This window comes from Tolypothrix campylonemoides VB511288_2, assembly GCF_045999855.1.
Taxonomy (GTDB): domain Bacteria; phylum Cyanobacteriota; class Cyanobacteriia; order Cyanobacteriales; family Nostocaceae; genus Scytonema; species Scytonema bouteillei_A.
Map to the genome: position 1 here is coordinate 350,493 of NZ_JBFPMW010000005.1, position 24,690 is coordinate 375,182.

The following is a 24,690-nucleotide window of genomic DNA, read 5'->3' on the forward strand; positions in this document are numbered from 1 at the left end:
GAGATCGGCGCTGGAGGCGGGTTTCCCGCGCCCTGGCGACTGGTGAGACCAGTGGTAAAGCGAAGCGTGGCGCGAATGCGCCATAGGCGGGTTTCCCGGGTGAACAAGGGAGGGCGAACAAGGGAGGGCTAATAGTCAATTACCATTAGCTATTAGCTATTAGCTATTAGCAATTTAAATTTATGACACAACCTGTTGCTGACCAAACCCCAATACCAGAAAAAACTTACAGGCGACATACCGATCCGCCTGGGTTGTGGATTGCTATCGCCTTAAGTTCTATAAGCCTGCACCTGGTGCTATTTTGGATGTTGCGATCGCATGGGTTGAGCCTTTTGCAAAAAAATTCTTCTCATGCTGTACCTATTGAATTTATAACGATTCCGGCAAAACAAACTCCAACAAAAGCTTCACCAAAAAGACAACCAACAGCGCAAAAGCCTTCAGTTAAGCCTCCCCAAGTTGCTCCAAAGACTTCAGCAGCCAAATCTTCTCCTGTTGAAGATAGACGCGCTATTGCTTTTACAAATACTCCACCACTCACAACAGATGAGAACGTTAAACCTAAAAATCCAAAAACTCAACCTAAAGTTGCTGTAGAGCCGAAACCAACATTTCAACCAGATCCAGAACCAAAAGATTCAATTCCTCCACAGACTCCAGAACCAGAACCCACTCCTTCACCTGACATTACAGAGACTCCAGAACCTACTCCTTCACCTGACATTACGGAGACTCCAGAACCCACTCCTTCATCTAGCCCAAGTGTTGACAACCAACAACCCGAGTCTACTTCTTCACCCAATTCTCAGGAAAATACTGATACAACTGCTCAAGAGCCAAAAAATCAGGAGAATGGCGATCGCGCTTTTAACCCACAAAATAACACTACCGATCCTAGCAACCCCAATCCCTTACCAAGCGGGGCTAACGATTTACCAGCAAATCTTCCCAACACAGAAGGTGAAGTCGTTCCAGGTAAAGGAACGCCATTGTCTGATTTAGCCCAACCAGTTCAACCACCACAACAATCATCACCCAACATACAACCAGGAGGAATAGGGGTTGGAAGTTGGGATATAGAAGTTAGTGGCGTACAAAAAGACATTCCAGAAAACTTAGCTCAGCCTGTAGGAAATACCAGGCAAAAAGAATTAAACATTTCACCCAACGAAGAGCCGACACCAGGACCCATAACTTTCCAAGCCTCTTTAATTATTGACAGCAATGGCAATCTCGCAGATGTTTATATACCTCCAGAGATTTCAGAACCTCAAAGCAGTCGATATCGAGAGTATGCGCTAGAACTTTTCAAAGACCAAAAATTCATTCCAGCAAGCATCAAGGGGAAAAAGCCTCCCGTCAGCAATCTCGTTGTACGCATCACCATACAAAGCAAAGAACCGCCTGACCCCCAACCACCAACTAACAACTAACCACCCACAACTTGTCATTTCACAAACATTGTGTTATCCTTAAATAGTTGGAAATTTGCGGGCATAGTTTAGTGGTAAAACCATAGCCTTCCAAGCTATTGATGCGAGTTCGATTCTCGCTGCCCGCTTAGGAATCGCTTTTACAGTTTCATAGAAAAAATTTCTCTCAATGATGTAATTGTGAGAGAGTGTTTTCGATCGCCCAGGTACCACAAAAATAAGGGCAAGCATTGCTCGCCCCACTGCGTTTTCAATAAACTGTTTCATTAGTAATAATTACAACAAGCAGATAAAATTTTTAGCCAAATTTACCACTGACGTATTCTTTCGTAGCTTGTTGTTGTGGATCTTGGAAAATTGCTTCCGTGCGATCGTATTCCACAAGATAACCTGTACGACCTCCCTTCTCAGAAGTTTGGACGTTAAAGAAAGCGGTCAAATCCGATACTCGTGAAGCTTGCTGCATATTGTGGGTTACGATAATGATTGTGTAGCGCTCTTTGAGTTCGTGGATCAAGTCCTCAACACGCAAGGTAGAAATGGGGTCAAGAGCAGAACAGGGTTCGTCCATTAAAATGACTTCCGGCTGAACTGCGATCGCACGAGCAATACACAGACGCTGTTGTTGTCCCCCGGAGAGAGACAATCCGCTTTGTCGCAGTTTGTCCTTGACTTCATCCCATAGAGCGGCTTGTTTGAGCGATCGCTCTACAAGTTCATCCATATCACCTTTGAATCCGTTCAATCGAGGACCAAAGGCAATATTGTCATAGATTGATTTGGGAAACGGGTTTGGTTTTTGAAACACCATCCCAATTCTTCGACGGACGACAACAGGGTCGATATGAGGTGCATACAAGTCCTCACCCTGATAAAAAACTTTTCCTTCGGCTCGGAAAGTTTCAATTAGGTCATTGAGACGGTTGTAGCAACGCAATAAGGTACTCTTACCACATCCAGAAGGACCGATAAAAGCAACTACCTTATTTCTGGGAACATCAAGCCAAATATCGCGTACTGCCAAAAAATTTCCGTAGTATACATTTAGTCCTTCTGTACGGAAAACAGTTCCCGTTTGATTTTCGCTTCTAACGTTAGTTGTCATAAAATTTTCCGAGGATTGAATCTTAGAGCCATTAAACTATGGTTGCTTAGCGGCGTTCGCGAGTTGCCCAACGAGCAATGATGCTTGTAATCAAAACCAACAATACTAAGATGAGAGATGCAGCCCAAGCTAGCGATTGCCAGTTTTTGAAGGGAGCAATTGCAAAGTTAAAGACCAAAACTGCCAGAGAAGCAGTCGGTTGAAATAAAGTACTCGGCCAAAACTGAGAAAATAGAGCAGTAAATAGCAAAGGAGCCGTTTCTCCAGCCGCACGAGCGATCGCGAGAGTTGCGCCAGTGACAATAGCGGGAACAGCAGCAGGTACGACTACCCAAGAAACTGTTTGAAAGTTAGTTGCTCCCAAACCCACCGCTGCTTGTCGCAAATCTTTTGATACGAGTTGCAAAGCTTCATCAGTCGTTCGCACAATAATAGGCAACATGAGAATTGACAAAGCTGCACCGCCAGCGACTGCTGAAAAGCCACCTGTTGTAGCGACAACAATACCGTAAGCAAAAACCCCAGCGATGATAGAGGGAACTCCACTCAGAACGTTGGTAGCAAAGCGAATCCAGCGTGAAAGTTTACCAGAACTAAATTCTGTCAAATAAATAGCTGCCATAACGCCAAATGGAACGCTAATTAAAGCGGCAATTCCCACCATAATCAGTGTTCCCACAATCGCATTACCAAAACCGCCACCCTTTACCAAAGGTGGTGGTGGTAGTTTGGTGAACAAATCGAGGCTGAGACTGCTAAAGCCTTTGATAATTACATAAGTCAATACTGCCAGCAAAGGCAAAAGAGCCAGCATCCCGCATAGAAATGCTATGCCAGTCATCACCGTACTAAAAAGAGTTCGGGGAGACATGGGAACGCGAGCTAAGTTGCCAGTAAATCCGCCACCAGGCTGGTTTGGAACAGTTGCCATATTCTAAATACACCCACTTCCTACAGTCGCTTCACTCTTAAAACAATAAGTTCTGCCAGAATATTAACTATCAAAGTTAGTATGAACAGAACTAGCGCTGCGTACATTAGAGCGCTGACTTGCAAACCACTTGCTTCTGCAAATTGATTTGCCAGTAGCGAAGAAATTGTATTGGATGGTGCAAACAACGAAGGACTGATCGTGTTAGCGTTACCAATAATCATTGTGACAGCCATGGTTTCTCCCATTGCCCGACCGAGTGCTAGCATCACCGCACTGACGATTCCAGAAAATGCAGCGGGAATGAGAACTTTAAAAATAGTTTCCCATCGAGTGGCTCCGAGCCCTACAGCCGCTTGACGCAAACTCGAGGGTACAGAAATCAGAGCATCGCGGGATATAGCTGTAATGATTGGCAGAATCATAATTGCCAAGATAACACCGGCAGGTAACAATCCCGGACCTGTAGGAACAGTGCTAAACAATGGAATCCACCCAAAGTTAGCATTCAACCATTTTCCAATATCGGTCAATATAGGAATGAGCACAAAAATTGCCCAAACTCCGTAAACAACGCTAGGAATAGCTGCTAGGAGTTCTACTAAAAAAACTATGACTGTTTTTACTGGTAATGGTAACAAACTTTCACTCAACAAAACAGCAGTACCAACACCTATTGGTACTGCTATAAGTAGACCGATGAAAGCACTCATCAAAGTCCCGTAGATTTGCGGTAGCACTCCATAGTCGTTTGTAACGGGGTTCCAAGCGCTTTTTGCTAAAAATCCAAGACCAAATTCTCGAATCGCGGGTCCTGCTTGAATCGCAACCTGAACTGCTATCCACAATAGAAGTAGAGCAACTGCTATTGCAAAAATCCGAGTCAGCCAGATAAAACCGTTATCTACTGATTTTTCAACCTGAGAGCGAGGTTGAATAGTGGGTTGATGACTCTCAGCTTGCCTGTTCATCTAATGATTTCACTTATTGACAAAAAAGTGGGAGCGAACCGCTTAAAAATGAAAATTTTAATTCCATGCCTCAAACAAGTTAACAGTTAAGACTATTTCAGCGGTTCTGCTTGTGTTTATGAAATGCGTGACGGCGAACTTGAAAATTTGTAAGTGTTATTTGTCTATTTACCAGTACTAGCCGCAGTCGTATTGCCAGCAGCACCCCCTGCAATTTTGTAATCGGGGCTAATTGCATCTGCCGCTGCTGCCACTTTTTGCACCACAGGCTGAGGAAGAGGAACATATCCGAGTTCGGGAGCTTGTTTTTGACCTTCCGTCAAGCCATATTCAATCATAGCTTCCACGGCCTTAGCTTTTGCGGGGTCGGAATATTTTTTATACGCCAAAATCCAGCTGTAGGTCACGATGGGATATGATTCTGCGCCTTCAGGATCTGTGATAAAAGCGCGGAGATTGTCAGGTAAGGCAACGGATTCAAGAGTTTTCGCTGCGGATGCATCTGAAGGCACAACAAATTGTCCTGCCTTATTCTGTAAAGATGCAAATTTCAAATCGTTTTGTTTGGCGTAACCGTACTCAACGTAACCAATTGCACCTTGTGTTTGTTGTACCTGAGCAGTTACACCTTCATTACCTTTAGCACCAACTCCTGTAGGCCAACTGACAGTTTTGCCACTCCCAACTTTGGATTTCCATTCTGGACTCACTGCGCTTAAGTGCTGGGTGAAAACGCCTGTTGTACCGCTACCATCCGAGCGGTGTACGATTGTAATGGGTGTATTGGGTAAGTTAACACCAGGGTTGGCAGCAGTAATTTTAGGATCGTTCCAGGTCTTGATGTTACCCAGGAAAATGTTGGTATAAACTTCCCGAGGCAGTTTTATCTGTTGGTCTACCCCCGGTACGTTATATGCTACGACGATGCTACCTGCAGTCATGGGTAGTAACAGAACACCTCTGTCTACCTTCTTAATTTCTTCATCCTTCATCGCAACGTCGCTAGCACCGAAATCGACTGTGCCTTTGATAAATTGCTCGACACCCGCACCGCTACCAACTGACTGATAATTAACTTGCAGGTTGGGATACTTCTGATTTAATCCTTGAAACCAAGCTGTATATAAAGGTGCGGGGAAAGATGCTCCTGCACCTGTTAAGGATACATTTCCACCTAAATCGAGTTTTCCTGGTGCGGTAGCAGTTGTATTTGTAGCAGTACCAGTATTCTCACTGGTGTTGTTACCATTTTGTGCTTGCTGTTCTCCACCCCCACAAGCAGCTAAACTTAGGGTAAGTGCAAGAACTGAAACTGTTCTCGTTAGGCGAGAAGAATTATTGACAGGGTAACGGAAAAGCATGGACGTGTATTTTACTAATTTTCCGACTAAGCGTTTATACTATACAGCTGTAGAGTAAAGAAAAGGTTAACATAGCTAAGACCAATGGCTCTAGTTTAATTTATCTATAAAAAATTAACATTTTTTACCGATCGCTTTTGAATGAAATAAGTTAGTTAGTCAAAAAAATCAACTCTTTTAATACTTTTGTACTAACGCAGGAAGTACGACATCCTATCGTTATGATTCTTAAAGCTACTGGTAGCCAGTTATAAAATTTTATCATTCTCTATCCGCAGACGGATGCGATAAGACAGAGATTTAATGGCTAAAGGCATATTGTGCTTCATACAAGAAATATTTCCCACCTTCTTGTACTAGCTAAATATTTCTCAGTTAACAATTTAGGGAATTAAGATAAAGTTGACTATTTTTTATTTTATTTATAAAAGTCCTTTACGCGAGCGCTGTGTAAATGCTAGCTGCATCCAATCAATTATTATGGTCTATGATTGGCTTACTGCTGACAATGGGTGGTACGTTCTTGGAAGCCCATGTCACCACCCTACCTTGGAGTTGGAGCCACCAGGGAGTTCACACTTTCTCTTTGGGAGTTACCTATCAAATTGGTGGGGTGTTGCTAGTTGGGTGTTTGGGAGGCAAAAATGCAGGCGCACTCTCACAAATTGCTTACTTAGTGATGGGCTTAACCTTATTACCCGTATTTGCTGAGGGTGGTGGAATTGGCTACGTTAAACTATCTCACTTTGGCTACTTGCTGGGTTTTATTCCTGGGGCTTGGATTTGTGGATATTTCGCCTTTAAAGCTAAACCCAAACTAGAAACTCTGACTTTTAGTTGTTTTTGTGGGTTGTTAACCGTTCACATCTGCGGTATTACTTATTTGATTATCAGTTCTGTTTTAAAGTGGCAAGGTACAGAAACTTTGCCTTTGACGCAAGCAATGCTGAAATACTCCTGGTTTGCATTACCGGGACAATTAGCTGTAGTTTGCGCTGTAGTTGTAATAGCATATGTGCTGCGCCATCTCATGTTTTACTAGTGTAGTGACCAGTAATCAGTTATGCGTATAAAAAATAATCTCTTCTGGGTTGCTGCTGTGGTGGCTTTTTGCTTAGATCAACTGACAAAATATTGGATAGTGCAAACTTTTAACTTGGGACAAACGCAAGCCTTATTACCTGGAATATTTCACTTTACTTATGTCACCAACACTGGTGCTGCTTTTAGTTTATTTTCAGGAAAAGTAGAGTGGTTGCGTTGGTTATCACTAGGAGTCAGTCTGGTGTTGATAGCAATGGCATGGTTTGGTCCGGTGTTACATTTTTGGGACCAACTGGGCTATGGGTTGATTTTAGGTGGAGCAATTGGTAATGGTATCGACAGGTTTATTCATGGCTATGTTGTCGATTTTCTGGATGTTCGGTTAATTAACTTTGCTGTGTTTAATTTGGCTGATGTTTTTATCAATATCGGGATTGCTTGCTTGCTAATTTCTACTTTTCAAAAAACACCAACTTCAAACCACAAGTAGGTTTGACCTGTCATCAGTCACCAGTCATTATAAACTGGTCACTGTTAACAACAAGTGAGGGGTAGGCTAACCCAGTTAACCCACCCCTCACTTTTGCTTTTACAAGCAGATTAATATCAGATGACACCTTAATGCATCTTAATTACTTTGAACCACCTGTGGAGGGCTGTTCGGAACCAGAACCCTGAGAAGGAGTGGTTGAACCGCCAGGACCAGTGCTACCGGGAGTGCCATTATCACCGGGGGTAGATGTGCCTTCTGGGGTAGTGCTGTTGGGAGCGCCTGTACTATCAGGAGTGCCAGGAGCTGGAGTGATTTGTTGAGTACCAGTACCGCTATCTGGAGCACCTGTTGTACCGGATGGTGCCACAGGTGTAGTCTCGCTACCAGGAGCAGTTGTACGAGAAGGATCGGTTGTTGAACCGCCAGGAGGAGTCGTAGAAGGCTCGACTGTACCTCCAGGACCAGTTACACCAGGAGTACCGTTATCACCAGGAGTAGATGTACCTTCTGGGGTAGTGCTGTTAGGAGCGCCTGTTGCTGGCTCTTTGTTGGTATTCTGAGTGCCTGAACTACCGCTAGAGGGGGTTTGAGTCGCGCCCGTACCACCACCTGCTTGACATTGAGAATTTAGGGGGAAATTTTGGCACAGGATTTTCTTGCCCTCTGGGGAAAGTTTGAATGGTTTAGCAGTAGATGGCTGACCACCTTGAGCGACCCCCTCAAACTTAGTTGATTGGGCAACAGCAACATTGCTTGAAAACGCTAAAGCAATTGCTGTACCGATGAAGGCTAGATATCTTCCGTTCATATTTCTTAACCTCAACACCTCAACGGAGTACTTCCGCTTATTTAAACAGACAATAGCACATAGAAAATCATCCTAAATGAAGAGATATATTTTTGCTTTAAAATATTCTTATATGTTATAAAAGAAAAATTTATCATTTTTCTAAAAATTCTGACTATTATATCACACAATATCAAAAGGTGAATAATTTTTTTTGAAAAATTGGAGATAAAAATGAGCGTGACAGTAAAAAAACAAGCTATAACAAGATAAACACATGACGAAGTTAACAACATCAGTCAACAGATACAGATAGTTAACTGGAATCGGGAACTGCCAAAGACTGCCACCGTCTTCATAAGCTTATGAGTACAATGGTGGATACTTGGTATTAAAGACGAATAAACCCCGGTTCTTCACTCATTCAAAGTAGTGTGAATAGCACATGAGTTCCCCCCAACCGCCTCAAAAGCCACAAACTTTGCTTGGTCAAATAACTCAAGCAGTACAGACAATTCAAGCTAGAGTAGATTTCTCTAAACTGGCACTCAAGCCTAATGCCAAAGTACCGGAACTTTGGGTGCAGGATGCGGGGGCAGATAAAGCAGAAGTATATCCCCTCTTAGGCGATCGCTACATATTGGGACGCAGTTCTAAGTCCTGCGATATCGTTGTTCGCAATCCAGTCGTCAGTCAAATTCATCTATCTCTCTCAAGGGACTCCAGCCAAAGAACTCCTGCGTTTGTCATTAAAGATGAAGAATCTACAAATGGTATTTATCGAGGCAAGCGGCGGGTAAAATCTTTGGAACTGCGTCACGGAGACGTTCTTACCCTTGGACCGCCAGAACTAGCAGCTTCAGTCAGATTGCAATATGTCAATCCACCCGCCTGGTACGTTAGAGCCGCAGGTTGGGCGGGACTGGGTGCGGCTGGTGCGGTTTCTCTCATGGTACTTGCCATCGGTGTCGAATGGTTGAAGGTCAGTGTCAGACCCCTACCTGGTGCAACGCGAGCACCAGTTGTGATTTACGCTCGTGATGGAGAAACACGACTGCGGGAACCACGAACAACCGCCCACATTGATATGAAGCGGTTGCAGGATTTTGGTCCTTATTTGCCCGCAGCAGTCGTTGCTTCGGAAGATAGTCGGTATTACTGGCATTTTGGCGTCGATCCGTTAGGAATTTTACGAGCAGTATTTATTAATACCCGTAGTGGGGATGTCCAACAGGGAGCCAGTACTGTTACCCAACAAGTTGCCCGAAGTTTGTTTCAGAGTTACGTAGGCAGACAGGATTCCCTCGGACGGAAATTCCGCGAAGCAGTTATCGCTTTAAAGCTGGAGACATTTTACAGTAAAGATGACATTCTGCTGACCTATTTAAACAGGGTTTTTTTGGGAGCAGATACATCAGGTTTTGAAGATGCGTCTCGGTATTATTTTGACAAGTCAGCCAAAGAATTAACTCTTGCAGAAGCAGCAACACTCGTGGGAATTTTGCCAGCCCCCAATGCCTTCGACTTTTGTGGAGATAGCAATAACAAGCTGAGAACTATAGAATACCGCAATCGCGTACTGCGACGATTGCTCGAAATGGGCAAAGTGAAACAGGACGAATATAACAGAGCAAGGCGATCGCCCGTTGAAATTAGTTCCAAAGTTTGCGAACAGCAAGCAAAAACCATTGCTCCTTACTTTTATAGTTATGTCTTCCAAGAGCTAGAAAAAATTTTGGGAAAAGAACTAGCAACTGAGGGAAACTTTATTATTGAAACTCAGCTAGACCCGCAAATTCAGTCACAAGCAGAAACAGCGTTACGCAATCAAGTCCGCACGGCTGGAAGAAATTTTGGCTTTTCCCAAGGGGCAATGGTAACTCTTGATACTAGTACGGGTGGAATTGTCTCTATGGTTGGTGGTACGGATTACCGAACCAGCCAATTCAATCGCGCCGTTCAAGCAAAAAGGCAACCCGGTTCTACCTTCAAAGTTTTTGCATACACAGCAGCGATCGAGCAAGGAATTTCATCAGGGAGAAGTTATTCCTGTTTGCCTTTACGCTGGAGAGGCTTTACTTATAAACCCTGCCGCACGGGTGCGGGAAGTTTGACCGTTGCCACTGGCTTAGCCTTATCTGAAAACCCTATTGCCTTAAGACTAGCGCAGGACGTAGGGCTAGATAAAGTGATATCAATGGCACGACGCTTGGGTGTTAAATCCGAGTTGGAAGAAGTCCCTGGGTTAATACTGGGTCAGAGCGTGGTTAATGTATTAGAAATGACAGGTGCCTTTAGTGCCATTGGCAACAATGGTGTATGGAACCGTCCCCATGCAATTAGTAGAATACTAGATAGTAGCGATTGCCGCGATATTAAAGACCCAAAGACTTGTCGTGTTATTTATTCCTTTGACCAAGATCCAGAAGCCAACAAGCGAGTTTTATCACCAGAAATTAGCGATACGATGGTGCGGATGCTTCGTGGAGTGGTAACAAACGGTACGGGTCGCAGTGCAGCGATTGGATTGGGAGAAGCAGGTAAAACGGGTACAACAAACAACAACGTTGACTTATGGTTTATTGGGTTTATTCCCCAACGACGGCTAGCAACAGGAATTTGGCTGGGAAACGATAACAATTCTCCTACTTCTGGGAGTAGTGCTCAAGCAGCACAGCTTTGGGGAAATTATATGGGCAAGATTACAAAGTGAAAGAATGCTAATAGCTAATGGCTAATAGCTATTAGCTAATTGCACTATTAACCCTCCAAGTTTGCCAGTGCTATGAGAGGAAAACTCTCCTCCATAGCACGTGAGCGTGCTACACTTTGCGATCGGTACTGGTGGGCACACCATCAGCCATTAGCCATTAGCCATTAGCCATTAGCCATTAGCCATTAGCTATTAGCTATTGTCCGTACCCCTTCCACGGAGTCACTTCAATGTTACCGTCAGGTTTGAAGACCACTTGGAAGTGAGCAAGAGGTTCTTTGCTGTTTGGCGCACCTGTATTTGAACCATAAACGTCTTGTTGGAACATCTTGGGAAGGGGTGTTTGTCGGAAATAGTCAAAAGCTACTTGATTGAGTGGTTCGTAATCGGCGATCGCTCCGTCTTTATTAAGAGCTACCCTATACTTCAAATCTTTTGGGAAAGATGCTGTATTACGCCAACCCTGGCGGATAGTATTAGTCAGTTTCTGGTTGAGTACACCGATCGTGTTGGCGTCAGTAATTTTGCTACCTATAACCTCTGGAGTTTTAGTGTACCCGCGCCAAGGGCTAATTTCTAAAATGCCTCGGTTTGTAAAAACGACTTTGAATTGAGCGATTGGTTCATTAGTAATGGGACCCCGCGAATTTGCAGGATTATAAAGCAGCTTGGGTAGGGGAGTGTTCGCCACAGCGTCATTGGAAGCTTTATTGACTGCTTTATAGCCAACAAGGGAACCATCCCCAGCAACACCGACCCGAAAAACGGAGTCCTGAGTTAATGCTGAACGATTTGCCCACTCTGGATTAATTTGGTTGTAAACTTGGCGTTGCAATGCACGTAAAACGGATGCATCCGTAATCTCGGGAACCGTGTTTAAAAGTGCTTCTAAATCTTTAACGGCTGTTGGGTTTGGGATTGGAGTCGGAGCAGTTGCTTCAGGTGCGGTGGGAGTTGGTGTTGGTGTTGGCGTCGTAGGATTTACAGATGCAGCAAGGGAAGCAGGCGTAGACTCGCTGGCAGTCGTAGATGTTGGTGTGGGCGTGAAAGTAGGGCTTGCTGCTACTGGTTCGTTAGGGGCTGGTGTGGGTGTGACACCAGGAGAAGCAAGAGCGTTGGAACGAGATGTTGTGCTGCTAGTGGGTTGTGTATTGTTTTGTTGCGGTGGACGGATTTCAGGTACTGGAATGATGCTAAAAGCAACCGCCGCTGCTGCCAAACTAGTGACACCTATACCAGCGGGAACAGCTTGCTTAACTAAAGCTTGGTTGAAGTTGCCATATCGTCTGGCAACGGGTTGTACTTTTAACGATAACTCTGGGAGTGTTTGGCTATCTGCAAAAAATTGGTCTATTGCTTCTACTAAATCAAAAAGCTGTACTGTGTTTAAATCGATTTCAGTGGTTGGTTGACCGTGAGAATTTGCCCCCGTTTCTTGTGATGCATTCTCAGAGTGTACGACTAATCTGTGGCGATCGCGACTCACTTTTTGTAACTGCACCAATTCTGATTCTGAGTCACGTGCTTGAGGATTGGGTATGTTGCTTAAAAACTCTTGAGCGTAAGCACTAACCGCTCTCACCAAGCTTTCAAAAAACTCTCGTCCTCCTGATATAGGTTTTTTATATCCAGATATATAACATTCTGCATTTACCAATATCGATAATTCCGGGCGCAGTTCTTGAAGATGTGCCGCCCTTGTAGCATCACTCAAACCCTCCAAAAGGAGCGTACAATTAGGTAAACTATACTTACGCTGAATATTCATTCCACTTCACCGTCAAATAGACTAATCCAGAACCTTTGCATTCCAGATGTACCGGTACAAAATAAGAGTTGTCCTAACAAATTTATAGCCAGTTCATCTAATTTTTCATCAGAATTTAATGTAGTTAAACCAGAACGTCGGGGATTCATTCTGCTCTTAAAATGTGCTCTAAATCTCTCCAAGTAATTTGAGAGACGTAAATTTTGTTCTAATGGTATCTGTTTTTCAACCATTTGTTGATACACCATTAACAGCTGGCGAATGACAACTGTCAGACGTCGTGCTATGTAGCACGCAATAACCACTAAAGCCTTTGCCTCTGTAATAGTTAAGATCCGACGGGTATGTGCTCTTCGTAAAGGATTTGTGCTACGCATTCGCCACAAATTGACTCTATTTTTTACAATACCTTTAAGATCCAACTCTTCAGCAAATGCCAAAATAGCTTCGGAGCCACCTAGCTCCAAAGCCTCAATCGCCAGTAATATTAAGTCTATTTGCATCCGAGTTCGACGGGGACAGTCATGTCCCTCGATCGCTGGTTCGGGTAAAGATTCCAGAATCATCGGCGAAGACTTAGGGGTTGGACTATTATAAGACGTTACACTAGCAGAGACATTCATTATAAAGACCTTGTACGACTTTAACAAAGCAGGTAAAACTAATTTAAAATAAGCAAGCCAATTTTTTAAATTCGACTTGGCTCAGTTGTGGCAAGGTACCTATCATATACACTACTTACTCTTTTTACACTAACGTTTCCGTATATTAAAATTTAAACTTTCTCAAGCATCAATTCACCTGCCTTAATTCGTATCGAGATCGTTACATCCCTAGCTTGGTGTAGATTTCAGTAATCGTCAATGGATTTTTTGCTGAAAAGCCAATACCAAGCGTATGACATTATAGTGTACGATTTTTGCGGTATGTGGTAATAGAGGAATTGGGAACTGGGGACAAAGTGGACAAGGGAAACGAGCCAAGAAGTATTTATCCCCATTACCCCCCGAGTCTCAGAATAAACCCTCACTTTACCCCAATCCTCAAACCCCAATCTCTAACTCCTAACTCCTTCCTATGGATTTAAAATCTCTCATTCGTGACATTCCAGATTTTCCCAAACCGGGAATTTTATTCCGCGATATCACAACGCTACTGCGCGATCCAGAAGGGCTGCGCTACATGGTTGACTTATTTGCCAACCAAATCAAAGAGGCCAACCTGATGGCAGACTACGTGGTAGGAATAGAGTCAAGAGGATTCATTGTTGGCGCACCACTTGCTTATCAATTAGGAGCAGGGTTTATTCCCGTCCGCAAACCTGGAAAGTTACCAGCAGCAGTTCACTCTGTTGAGTATGCACTTGAGTACGGTACGGATTGTTTGGAAATTCATCAAGACGCTTTACAATCGGGTTGCCGAGTTCTCGTAGTAGACGATCTGATTGCCACTGGTGGCACCGCTGCTGCAACAGCAAAACTTGTAAAACAAATTGGCTGCGAACTCGTAGGTTTTGGGTTTATCATCGAGCTACGGGATTTGCAAGGACGAAAACATTTGCCAGATGCACCAATTATTACTCTTGTAGAATATTAGTCATTATTAACTAATACAGAGATCGGTGACCACTTGTAGACATCGACTGACAAAGGACAAAAAACATTTATACAAATGACTACTTCAAAAATCTCCTTGGAAGCAAGTCGCGATTGGGTGACAAGGGTGGTCACCAGCGACACATTTCTTTACATAATGAAGCGGCTATTGCAAGCGCTGTTAACTTTGTTTTTAGCCTCGGCATTGTCGTTTTTCATTATTCAACTAGCACCAGGAGATTACGTAGACACTCTCAGGCAAAATCCGAAAATATCCCCAGAACGAATAGACGAGCTCAGAAAGCAATTCGGTCTTGATAAGTCTTGGCCCGAGCAATTTGGGCTTTGGCTGTGGAGAATCTTGACAAAAGGAGATTTTGGTACAAGCTTTGTTTACCAACGCTCGGTATCATCACTGTTGTGGGAGCGAGTGCCAGCAACTTTGCTGCTAGCAGTCTCTTCTCTTATTGTAACGTGGGCGATCGCCATTCCTTTGGGTATTATTGCTGCCGTCAAACAAAATCAGTGGGTTGACCGAATTTTTCAAGTTATCAGTTACGTTGGTCAGGGTTTCCCCAGCTTTGTGACTGCGCTATTTTTGCTGATTTTTGCTCAAAACACCTCACCAGTTTTTCCAGTTGGTGGAATGACTAGCATCAATTTCACTGAACTGACGTGGTTTGGTCAGCTATTAGATATTAGCTGGCACATGATTCTACCAACGATCGCACTCAGTATTACTAGTTTTGCAGGCTTGCAGCGTATTACTAGAGGAGAATTGTTGGATGTATTGAGACAAGATTACATTCAAACAGCCCGTGCCAAAGGATTACCAGAAAACCGAGTCATTTACGTTCATGCCCTGCGGAATGCCATCAACCCTTTGATTACTTTATTGGGCTTTGAACTTGCCAGTTTATTAAGTGGAGCCTTCATTGCAGAATATTTCTTCAATTGGCCTGGTTTGGGAAGGTTAACCTTACTAGCAGTGCAATCCCAGGATTTATATTTAGTGATGGCGAGTTTGGTCATGAGTGCCGTGCTGCTAAGCATTGGTAACCTAGTAGCAGACTTGCTGCTAAAAGTTGCCGACCCTCGCATTCGCTTGGAAAATTTAAATTAGTTAGGAGTTCGTAGTTAGTAGTAAGTAGTTGGTAGTCGATCGCTCACTACCAACTATCAACCACCAACCACTCACAACACTATGTTTTCTGACGTCTATTACTTACTCCGGTCAAAGGCTGACGGTCGCTATCTGGTCGCACGACCCAATCCCGATAATGCTTCAACGTACTTACTTTTGTTTCGCGAAAACTTTGATGCTATGAGTTACCTCAACACACACGCAGCAGAAATAGCAAACCGCTTTTCTGTAGAATCGCTTCCTGGTTCTCAGCTAGGAAGTTTGCTTCAACGTTGGGGTTTTACGGGCGTAGGTATTGTTTCCGATCCGCTAGTACCTAATATTGAATTTTTACAACAGAAGTAGAATGCTCGTTTTAAATATTGAACGCATCCCAACTAAATCGATGCATATAAAAATACAGACGCAGATAATCATTCAAAAATTATCTGCGTCGAAGCTACAGTTCAAAAAATCTACACTGAAGTTTTTTCCAAGATTAACTTAGAACCTTTAAGCGGTTCGGGAACAGGAACGGGATATTTTCCTGTAAAGCAAGCAGAACAAAAGCTACCGGGGTCTTCTCTTGTTGCTTCCACCATACCATCCCAAGTTAGATAAGCAAGAGTATCCACCTCAAGTTGCTTGGCAATTTCTTCAACTGACATCCGAGCCGCAATCAAATGGTCTTGACTATCGGTATCAATCCCATAAAAACAAGGATGAGTCACAGGGGGAGAAGAAATTCGCATATGCACTTCTAACGCACCCGCATCACGCAAAGCTTTAACCAGTTTGCGGCTTGTAGTTCCCCTGACAATAGAGTCATCGATAATGACAACTCGTTTGCCATACAACACGTCTTTTAGAGGATTGAGTTTCATGCGAATACCCGATTCCCTCATATTTTGAGTGGGTTGAATAAAAGTACGCCCTACATAGCGATTTTTAATTAGCCCTTCCGCGTAGGGAATACCAGAAATTTGGGAATAGCCGATGGCAGCAGGAATACCAGAATCAGGAACACCAATTACCAAATCAGCATCAACAAGGGATTCTTGAGCTAATCTCCGTCCCAAACGCATTCTGTAGCTGTACAAGCTTTCGTTATGCATGACGCTATCGGGACGGGCAAAATAAATCATCTCAAAAATACAGAGTTTCCTTTGGGGTTTGGGAGTCCATTGAAATGATGCCAAACCTTCCTCATTAATCCAAACAACCTCCCCTGGTTGTACTTCGCGCAGGTATTCCGCACCGATAATGTCTAAGCCACAAGTTTCAGAGGCGAGAACGTAACGGACTGGATTCCCTTCTATAGTGCCAATGACAAGAGGACGAATACCGTTGGGGTCGCGGACTCCCATTATCCCATTGGGAGTGCCAATGACTAAACTAAAGGCTCCTTGACAACGATGAAATGCTCGAATCGCACCTTCTAACCAATCTTTACCCGCATTGACTTCTTCTGCGATCGCAAAAGCAATCATTTCTGAGTCTGTTGTTGACACGAGGTTGCAGTTGTTGTTTACCAACTCTTCGCGTAGTTTTCCTGTATTGACTAAATTACCATTGTGTGCTAGAGCCAGAGAACCCAAACGCGTTTCAACCACAGCAGGCTGAGCATTGACTTTGCGGCTCGAACCCGTTGTTGAATACCGAGTGTGACCGACTGCTAGGTCACCCACCAAATCTTGCAAAATTGACTCGTTAAAGACTTGAGAAACCAATCCCATGTCTTTATATAAATGAACTCGTTCACCCTCAAACGTGGCAATCCCAGCTGATTCTTGACCCCGGTGCTGGAGAGCGTACAATCCAAAGTAGGCTAGTTTGGCAACGTCTTGTTCTGGTGCGTAAATACCAAACACACCGCATGCCTCTTCTGGTTTATCCGGGCGATTTTCTACATTATTCATTGAGTTACCGAGCGACTCTGGATGGTTATCTGCGTGGGCGGAACGGTTGGGGATCATGCTGGCTATGCTCCTGATGGGGGTGTTAAATTTTTGGGGATATATTAAGAGGATAGTCGGAGAAGTCTTAAAAAAATCTTAACCATCCATTAAAACAGTATCGCAATCCTTATCACCGAACGCCAATATTTTGAGAAGGAAGGAGTTGATGTTTTTATTTTGCCCCTCCTTACAACTCATTCTTTTCTAACTAGAGGAAGTATTTTGGATGGTTAAACGCCTTTCAAGCGCGTTGAAATAGCGATCGCTTACATCATTTATGCTAACGCTAACTAAAGTCTGGTTATCAGTTGTTAAAACCCGCAAACCCAATTCGGATTTTCCAACCTTGCCAAGTTTTTGCCAGTGATTAGCGACTTGTCCCCCTAAAAAAGTCTCCCAGGTTTCTTGTTGTTCTAATGCAACAGAGACTACAATTCGCGCACCACCCTCACCAAAAAGCACTTCATCCCAACGAAAAGAAGAACTTTCGCCCGCACGGTCATTGACAGAGAGTGGTAACTTAATTTCCGCGCCGAGTTGAGAGGCAATACAACATTCAGCAACAGCAACAGCCAATCCACCTTCAGCACAATCATGAGCCGAACGAATCCAACCCCGACGAATACCCTCGCGACAAACGTGCTGTATTTGACGTTCCAATTCAAAATCCACTCTTGGTGGTTTACCAGCCACAGTAGAGTGGACAGTTGCTAAATACTCAGAACCACCCAATTCAATTTTGGATTCTACATCTACAGGTAAACCCAAAAGATAAATAACATCACCTTCTGCTTGCCAAGCTTGACCGCAAATTTGAGTCAAATCGGGAATCAAACCCACCATACCTACAACAGGAGTGGGATAGATAGGTTGTGGTTTTCCTTGAGAATCAAGAGTTTCATTGTAGAGAGAAACATTACCACCAGTCACCGGAGTTGCCAGTTCCCGACAACCTTCAGCCAAGCCGCGACAAGCTTCTGCTAATTGCCAGTAACCGACAGGCTTTTCCGGGCTGCCAAAATTTAAATTATCAGTCACAGCCAAAGGTTCTGCCCCGACACAGCTAAGATTGCGTGCAGCCTCAGCCACAACCGCCTTAGCCCCTTCATAGGGATCGAGGTAAACATAACGGGGATTGCAATCAACCGTAGCAGCTACGGCGCTTTGGCAATTGGAGGAGTGAGAGAGTGAGGGAGTGAGAGAGTGAGGGAAACTCCCTCCCTCCTTCCCTCTTTCTCTCCCTCCCTCCTCTTCTTGAGGGCGCAACCGTACAACAGCAGCATCAGCACCACCAGGTAACAAAACTGTGTTGTTCTGCACTTGATGATCGTATTGACGGTAGATCCAACGTTTGGAAGCAACAGTTGGTGCATCTAGTAAAGCGAGCAAAATCTTGCTCCAACTGTGAAACTGTCCGTGAATCTCAATACCCACAGCAGTACAAGGAGGCAAAGACTCAGGTGTCCACTGCCAAGCTTTTTGCGCGTATTCCGGTGGTTCTGCCAACAATTCCCGATGATACAGTGGCGTATTTTCTGCCAAAGCTTGGGCAGGAATTTCTGCAGCAACTTCTCCATGAAATAAGATTCTGACAATAGGTTCGGCAATGACTGTTCCTGCAACAACTGCTTGCAACCCCCAACGGTGGAAAATATCAATTAACTCTTGTTCGCGTCCTTTATGAGCGACAAACAGCATCCGTTCTTGCGATTCAGATAACAAGTACTCGTAGGGAACCATTCCCGTTTCCCGAACAGGAATTTTATCTAGATCGAACTCAATACCTACACCACCTTTGGCTGCCATTTCTGAGGTAGAACAGGTGATACCAGCAGCGCCCATATCCTGTGCAGCCACAACAGATCCTGTCTTAAACGCCTCCAGACAAGCCTCAATCAGCGACTTTTCCAGAAAAGGATCTCCCACTTGCACTGCGGGACGGTCATCCATCGATTCTTCAGTCAGTTCTGCACTTGCAAAACTTGCACCTCCCATCCCATCACGTCCGGTAGTAGAACCTACGTATAGTACGGGGTTCCCTATACCTGATGCACCAGATTTTACAATTTCTGGTGTTTCCATTAGCCCCAATGCCATGACGTTTACAAGAGGATTATCAGAGTAAGCAGGATCGAAGTAAACTTCACCACCAACCGTAGGAACTCCAACGCAATTACCATAGTGAGCGATCCCAGCTACCACGCCACTAAAAAGCCGTTGTGTTTTAGCATCCTCTAAGGAACCAAAGCGCAAAGAATTTAAGACAGCAATGGGACGCGCACCCATTGTAAATATATCGCGAAGAATACCGCCGACACCTGTTGCTGCTCCTTGAAAGGGTTCGATAGCAGAGGGGTGGTTGTGAGATTCAATCTTAAATGCAAGTCGCAAACCATTATCTAAATCGACAACACCTGCATTTTCACCAGGTCCAACAAGAATACGGGGTCCTGTTGTAGGAAACTGTTTGAGCAAAGGGCGAGAATTTTTGTAGCAACAATGTTCAGACCACATCACCCCAAACATTCCAAGTTCGGCTTTGTTGGGATGACGCCCCAATCGTCGCACAATTTCTTCGTATTCTTCTGGCTTTAAACCTTCATCAGCAATTTCTTCAGGAGAAAAAGGAGCAGAGGAGATGCTGGTCATGGAAGTACGCACCAAGGGGACAGAGGTTTATTTTAGCGATTTGTGAACCTTTTGCGTCACTAAAGTCACCTGCTATTTGATGCAGTACGAGGATCTTGCCCTTCCCATGTCAGAAAAATTTTAAGTACTCTGGTTAGAGAAGCTTTAAAGAACTAAGCATACATTTAAGTATTTCCTCTTTGATTAATAATAAATACTATAAAATAAAGCAATCATCAACTAGAGTCTGCTGATGCTAATGATGCTTCATCTGAATCTACTGAGGAAATAAGTAATTTCCTGGACAAAACCCAAAGTCATGGGGTGCATTTAAGTATTTCCAACATTTCAACTATAAAGCCTATTTCATAAAATAGAAATTAGCTTGAGTAAAGCATGAAACTTTACGTAATTGTAGGTATAGCAATTTTACCTACAATGGTATTTGGAATGCGTTAGCTTCCGTATATAACCATTAAGGCTAAGTATCATGCTTGCTCTAGTGAATGCAATTTGAATTTTTTTGGTGTTACTACAGTCGTACTTAACAGAATTGTTACAGAAAACCTAAAAATTGAGTTGGTGGTTTATCGCAAAACAAAAATTATAGAAATGCTAGGGAATCAATTTTAGCTTTACAACTCCAATATCTTAACATTAGAACACACTTACTTATTTACACACATGAATCAGCTTTCATAAACTTTTACAAAGAAAGGCAGGGTGTAGAAGATGGAAGGCAGAACAAATAGGATTTTTTCATCCATCCCAATGGATACAGTTCTTAATGACTGCTTACTTAGCAAGTAGTTATTTATTGTGATACTTAATACAGTATTGGGAATCAAAAATGAATTATATAAAATTTTAAGTACTGTAGGGTAGGCAATGCTTACCACATGAAGCGTTTGGCAGGTATTACCTACCCTACTACCGCATCCACCTGAAAATGTTGGGTTGAGGCTGCTCTGGGGCAAAGGGGAAAGAATCACAGACTCATTAACAGATTAATTTATACCCAATAAATTAACCTAGATGCACTACTACGTATAGCTCGAAAATCAAAGAAAACCCTTATTTTAACCATAAAGCGGCGATCGCGAAGCGCAAAGTTATAAAGTTAAATTTGTCGGTACCGTCTACTGCAAGTCATTGTAGTGATGACAATCACTAGTGCTCATGATTAAGATCCTATTCTCTACATAATTCAACTGAGAGAATGCTTACAACTGAACTCTAGCCGAGTCATTAATAGGGAACACACTAATTGCCGACAGCCCAACAGAGGGACTGTTGGCTTTTTGTTTTGGCGAGGTAGGGGTTAATCCTCAATCCCCCAATAAAATTTCCCCACAACCCGGTTCTAACCCGACAGAAAATCTGCCATAGCTACCACCAGGTGTGGGGAAAATCCAGCTAATATGGATGTATTAGTGTGCAGATCGCTCAGTACTAAGACATTGCTTGAATGATGTAATCAAAGTAGGGAGCGGCTTCTGCAGCATCATCTGCGCTGAGTAAGTCAAGAGAAGCTTTCTTCAAACAGTTGATAGCTTCTACCATTCCGGGTACGGGTACGCCGAGAGAGTTGTACATTTCTCTGACACCAATTAAACCAATTTTTTCAATTGGTTCTTTGTCACCAGCAAGTACACCATAAGTAATTAGGCGCAAGTACCAGCCAAAGTCACGGATACATAGAGCACGCTGGCGCTCTCCGTAAGCATTGCCACCTGGAGCAATAAAGTCGGGACGCTTTTGCCAAAGCTGCTTGGTAGCTTCCTGAACTATCTTTTTCTCATTTTCGGCTAGGATACCGACAATGCGAATCCTTTGTGCGCCAGTTTGCAAATAGTCTTTGATATTCTTAAGTTCGCCACTGCTAGGGTAACGCAGTTCGTCATCAGCTTTGAGAATAACTTGGCTTACTACAGTCATGATTATCGCGTAGGACGTGATTTTATTTTATTATTTGCTAGTTTAACGAGTCTTGAGGACATAAATAAAGGGGAGTGGGTAACTAGGGGTCCCTTCTAGGGACAAGGGAGAATAACTCACAACTTACAACTAACCACTAACAACTAACCATTAACAACTATGTGGAAACAAGGCGAATTTATTGAAGTAGAGATTGTGGATTTAAGCGATACTGGAGATGGTGTCGGACGTTGGAACGATCGCGTCGTTTTTGTACCGGATACAGTACCTGGCGATCGCGTTGCTGTCCGTCTGGTTTACGTCAAACCCAGTTACGCTCGCGGACAGATCCAACGGTTGCTCAAAAAATCATCCCATCGCGTTCGACCCAGTTGTATCGTCGCAGATAAGTGTGGAGGATGTCAGTGGCTGCATATCAATTACGAATATCAAATTGAAGCCAAGCGCAATCAGGTTATTCAAGGGTTGCAACGTATTGGCAGTTTTGCTCAACCACCAGTAGACCCAATGCTATCTGGTTCGCAATGCTTGGGCTATCGTAACAAAGTCACGTATCCCGTAGGATTATCTCGTACAGGACTGGTCCAAGCCGGTTACTACCAAAAAAGCAGCCATCAATTAATTAACTTAAATCAATGCCCCGTACAAGACCCTCGATTCAATCCCCTGCTATTGGAAGTTAAACAAGACATTCAAAAGCAAGGTTGGCAAATTTACAACGAGCACAATCATACAGGTTTAATACGCCATCTCGGTTTGCGTATTGGTCGCCATACAGGGGAAATGTTGCTGACTTTAGTTGTTAAAGATTGGAATTTACCGGGAATTTACGACCAAGCGCAAGAGTGGTTGGAGCGCTATCCTCAGTTGGTAGGAGTGTGTACAAACCGCAATTCAGAACGTACCAATGCTATTTTTGGCGAGGAAACCCGTTGTATTGCTGGTGTTTCTTACTTAAAAGAACAATTTGCGGGACTCGAATTTCACGTGCGAGCCGATACATTTTTCCAAATCTATACTGAAACAGCAGAAGCATTGTTGCAAGTCATTGAGTCAGAACTCAATTTACAAGGTTCGGAAGTCATATTGGACGCTTATTGTGGTATTGGAACGTTAACTCTACCTTTGGCAAAAAAAGCACGACAAGTTGTGGGGTTAGAACTTCAAGCAGAAGCAGTAGAACAGGCAAATTTAAACGCAAAACTTAACGGTATTGAAAATGTCACGTTTCATACTGGTGCAGTGGAAGAATTACTTCCCAACACGGATATCTCACCAGATATAGTTTTGCTCGACCCTCCACGCAAAGGATGCGATCGCTCTGTTATGGAAACCTTACGGCAATCGAAACCTAAGCGCATTGTATACGTCAGTTGTAAAATAGCCACCCTGGCTCGTGACCTCAAATTGCTTTGTGAGGATGGATTGTATACGCTTACACGAGTGCAACCTGCGGATTTCTTTCCACAGACAGCCCATGTAGAGGCAGCAGCGTTCCTCACGTTATCAACCTTGCTCTGAATTCCCTTGTTTTTAACACAAACTCAAAAACAAAATTTATGGATCGTTATGGATGAGAGATGCTATTATAGAATTAAGCTAAAAATATGATTCCTCTAGTGCAATTCACTTTGCACAAGGCAGTAAAAAGCAAAGTCTCTCTTGGAGTTATGAATCGAGTTGTCTAGGTTATGCTCAGCAATAAAAAGAGTAAAAGTATGCTCTTTTATACGCAATAATTGCCTGTTTTTACGATTGGTGCTCACTAGCTGTAATTGTACTTAATCAACTCATGTCTTTTAGAGAGTCTATGCGCCCTAGCATTTTCAAAATTTAGTTCAACAGACGCAAGTTTGAAGGCAACACGACCACCTCACATTAGATCAGGGTGCCTGTGACAGCAAACTGATGTCTAGCTAACTCTGAAAGCTACGGGGTTCCTCATTGTGATTAATATCTCGCTCCGTCCAACAGGACGTAATTGGGGTACAATTAGTTTCGCCTCAACGTTATATCTGTGTCCAATATTAGATTTATTATTGGCAGAAATTCCATCAATGTTACAAGCAGAATTGCGCCTTGGGCTTCAAGAAGCTCTTGTAAACGCAGCCAAGCACGGTAACAACCTAGATCCTGGAAAAACAGTTATAGTCAGGTTCTCCTTGATTGACAATCAATACTGGTGGATCATATCAGACCAAGGTGACGGTTTTATGCCTGTAGCTCCTTGTTATGAAGACCCCACAGAATATTTACCACCCGATGAATCAGAAAATGGTCGTGGTTTGTGTATTCTGCGTCAGGTGTTCGATCAAGTGGAGTGGAATAGAAAAGGCACAGAGTTAAGATTATGCAAACAATTAGAACATAAAGCTAAATTATCTTTGAGACGTTAATGAGTTAGTGGTTAGTGGTTAGTAAAACCACTAATCATTAACAACCAACAACTAACTACTCACCCTGTCTTCCATGAGTTGGACAAGGTGGAGCAGAAAGAGATTTATCCAACCAACCGCTTGCTTGTTGGAGCTTTTGCAAAGCTTCTTCAGGGTTGTCTTTCAAGAGAAAAACAAGAGCGGCGGCGGCTTGTTCGCCGGCGCGAACTTTGCGGTTAGACTTAAGGCGGTGCCAATCGTTAGGTGAAATACTCAGCCTCTCCATAAGAGCTTGGGCTAATTCTAAAGTGCTAAACTGGCTCAGCTCGTTAGTTTTTGGGATCTGGGTTGATTGAGACATGGTATCGGTGCTCTGGTTTAGTTAATATAGACAAATTTAGCCTGAGTGTTGGGAGAATCGGATTTAATATTAGCCTAAGACATAAGTAGATAGGCGCGGGTAA

The 24,690-nt window shown here is 43.5% G+C and carries 20 protein-coding genes and 1 tRNA gene; 10 read left to right on the forward strand and 11 right to left on the reverse strand.

Annotated features, from left to right (window positions below; genetic code table 11):
- Positions 1-182 precede the first annotated feature (182 nt).
- Together AB0756_RS17975 and AB0756_RS17980 are read left to right on the forward strand one after the other, a co-directional pair.
- Complete coding sequence (locus AB0756_RS17975) at positions 183-1,436, forward strand: hypothetical protein (RefSeq protein WP_038089126.1); 1,254 nt, start codon at positions 183-185, stop codon at positions 1,434-1,436.
- A 57-nt stretch (positions 1,437-1,493) separates the two neighbouring features.
- Positions 1,494-1,564: transfer RNA gene (locus AB0756_RS17980), tRNA-Gly, on the forward strand.
- A 170-nt stretch (positions 1,565-1,734) separates the two neighbouring features.
- Here the strand turns inward: AB0756_RS17980 and pstB are convergent.
- From pstB to pstS, 4 genes are all read right to left on the reverse strand, one after another.
- Positions 1,735-2,541 carry a phosphate ABC transporter ATP-binding protein PstB gene (gene pstB / locus AB0756_RS17985; RefSeq protein WP_038089128.1) on the reverse strand — a complete coding sequence of 269 codons (807 nt, stop codon included), beginning with the start codon at positions 2,539-2,541 and terminating at the stop codon, positions 1,735-1,737.
- A gap of 46 nt (positions 2,542-2,587) precedes the next feature.
- On the reverse strand, positions 2,588-3,472 hold the full coding sequence (gene pstA, locus AB0756_RS17990; RefSeq protein ID WP_038089131.1) for a phosphate ABC transporter permease PstA: 885 nt from the start codon (positions 3,470-3,472) through the stop codon (positions 2,588-2,590).
- 20 nt (positions 3,473-3,492) lie between these two features.
- Entirely contained in the window at positions 3,493-4,443 is a 951-nt protein-coding gene (pstC, locus tag AB0756_RS17995; protein WP_038089133.1) for a phosphate ABC transporter permease subunit PstC, read from the reverse strand.
- A 164-nt stretch (positions 4,444-4,607) separates the two neighbouring features.
- Complete coding sequence (gene pstS / locus AB0756_RS18000) at positions 4,608-5,804, reverse strand: phosphate ABC transporter substrate-binding protein PstS (RefSeq protein ID WP_038089136.1); 1,197 nt, start codon at positions 5,802-5,804, stop codon at positions 4,608-4,610.
- A 454-nt stretch (positions 5,805-6,258) separates the two neighbouring features.
- Here pstS and AB0756_RS18005 point away from each other — a divergent pair, with 454 nt between their 5' ends.
- Positions 6,259-6,846, forward strand: a complete 588-nt coding sequence (locus tag AB0756_RS18005) for a biotin transporter BioY (protein WP_038089140.1) — start codon at positions 6,259-6,261, stop codon at positions 6,844-6,846.
- Positions 6,847-6,867: 21 nt separating this feature from the next.
- The gene (gene lspA, locus AB0756_RS18010) at positions 6,868-7,338 is read left to right on the forward strand and encodes a signal peptidase II (protein WP_038089143.1); all 471 of its coding nucleotides are present in this window, start codon (positions 6,868-6,870) and stop codon (positions 7,336-7,338) included.
- A 142-nt stretch (positions 7,339-7,480) separates the two neighbouring features.
- Here the strand turns inward: lspA and AB0756_RS18015 are convergent, their stop codons facing one another.
- A complete protein-coding gene (locus AB0756_RS18015) occupies positions 7,481-8,149 on the reverse strand; it encodes a hypothetical protein (RefSeq protein WP_050045941.1) in 669 nt (222 codons plus the stop codon).
- Positions 8,150-8,573: 424 nt separating this feature from the next.
- Between AB0756_RS18015 and AB0756_RS18020 the strand changes: the two genes are divergently transcribed.
- Positions 8,574-10,841: a transglycosylase domain-containing protein gene (locus AB0756_RS18020; protein WP_038089145.1), complete on the forward strand. Its 2,268-nt coding sequence runs from the start codon at positions 8,574-8,576 to the stop codon at positions 10,839-10,841.
- A gap of 196 nt (positions 10,842-11,037) precedes the next feature.
- Here the strand turns inward: AB0756_RS18020 and AB0756_RS18025 are convergent, their stop codons facing one another.
- Complete coding sequence (locus AB0756_RS18025; protein ID WP_038089149.1) at positions 11,038-12,609, reverse strand: DUF4335 domain-containing protein; 1,572 nt, start codon at positions 12,607-12,609, stop codon at positions 11,038-11,040.
- A complete protein-coding gene (locus AB0756_RS18030; protein ID WP_038089165.1) occupies positions 12,606-13,232 on the reverse strand; it encodes a DUF3038 domain-containing protein in 627 nt (208 codons plus the stop codon). The genes AB0756_RS18025 and AB0756_RS18030 overlap by 4 nt, the downstream gene beginning before the upstream one ends.
- Positions 13,233-13,686: 454 nt before the next feature.
- Between AB0756_RS18030 and AB0756_RS18035 the strand changes: the two genes are divergently transcribed.
- The 3 genes from AB0756_RS18035 to AB0756_RS18045 all read left to right on the forward strand — a co-directional run bounded on the left by AB0756_RS18035 (position 13,687) and on the right by AB0756_RS18045 (position 15,693).
- Positions 13,687-14,205 (forward strand): adenine phosphoribosyltransferase, encoded by a 519-nt coding sequence (locus AB0756_RS18035; RefSeq protein ID WP_038089152.1) that lies wholly within the window; start codon positions 13,687-13,689, stop codon positions 14,203-14,205.
- Between the two features lie 75 nt (positions 14,206-14,280).
- The gene (locus AB0756_RS18040) at positions 14,281-15,327 is read left to right on the forward strand and encodes an ABC transporter permease (protein ID WP_050045940.1); all 1,047 of its coding nucleotides are present in this window, start codon (positions 14,281-14,283) and stop codon (positions 15,325-15,327) included.
- Positions 15,328-15,408: 81 nt separating this feature from the next.
- Positions 15,409-15,693, forward strand: coding sequence for a hypothetical protein (locus AB0756_RS18045; RefSeq protein ID WP_038090181.1), 285 nt, complete (start codon positions 15,409-15,411; stop codon positions 15,691-15,693).
- Positions 15,694-15,803: 110 nt separating this feature from the next.
- Here the strand turns inward: AB0756_RS18045 and purF are convergent, their stop codons facing one another.
- From purF to AB0756_RS18060, 3 genes are all read right to left on the reverse strand, one after another.
- Entirely contained in the window at positions 15,804-17,303 is a 1,500-nt protein-coding gene (purF, locus tag AB0756_RS18050) for an amidophosphoribosyltransferase (RefSeq protein ID WP_038090184.1), read from the reverse strand.
- A gap of 186 nt (positions 17,304-17,489) precedes the next feature.
- Positions 17,490-19,934 (reverse strand): phosphoribosylformylglycinamidine synthase subunit PurL, encoded by a 2,445-nt coding sequence (gene purL / locus AB0756_RS18055; protein WP_038090187.1) that lies wholly within the window; start codon positions 19,932-19,934, stop codon positions 17,490-17,492.
- A 1,431-nt stretch (positions 19,935-21,365) separates the two neighbouring features.
- The gene (locus AB0756_RS18060) at positions 21,366-21,851 is read right to left on the reverse strand and encodes an allophycocyanin subunit alpha-B (RefSeq protein ID WP_038090189.1); all 486 of its coding nucleotides are present in this window, start codon (positions 21,849-21,851) and stop codon (positions 21,366-21,368) included.
- A gap of 159 nt (positions 21,852-22,010) precedes the next feature.
- Here AB0756_RS18060 and rlmD point away from each other — a divergent pair, with 159 nt between their 5' ends.
- Positions 22,011-23,372 (forward strand): 23S rRNA (uracil(1939)-C(5))-methyltransferase RlmD, encoded by a 1,362-nt coding sequence (gene rlmD / locus AB0756_RS18065; protein ID WP_038090191.1) that lies wholly within the window; start codon positions 22,011-22,013, stop codon positions 23,370-23,372.
- 425 nt (positions 23,373-23,797) lie between these two features.
- The gene (locus tag AB0756_RS18070; protein ID WP_038090193.1) at positions 23,798-24,247 is read left to right on the forward strand and encodes an ATP-binding protein; all 450 of its coding nucleotides are present in this window, start codon (positions 23,798-23,800) and stop codon (positions 24,245-24,247) included.
- 55 nt (positions 24,248-24,302) lie between these two features.
- Here AB0756_RS18070 and AB0756_RS18075 read toward each other — a convergent pair whose 3' ends face one another.
- Positions 24,303-24,587: a DUF6439 family protein gene (locus tag AB0756_RS18075; protein ID WP_038090195.1), complete on the reverse strand. Its 285-nt coding sequence runs from the start codon at positions 24,585-24,587 to the stop codon at positions 24,303-24,305.
- Between the last annotated feature and the right edge of the window lie 103 nt (positions 24,588-24,690).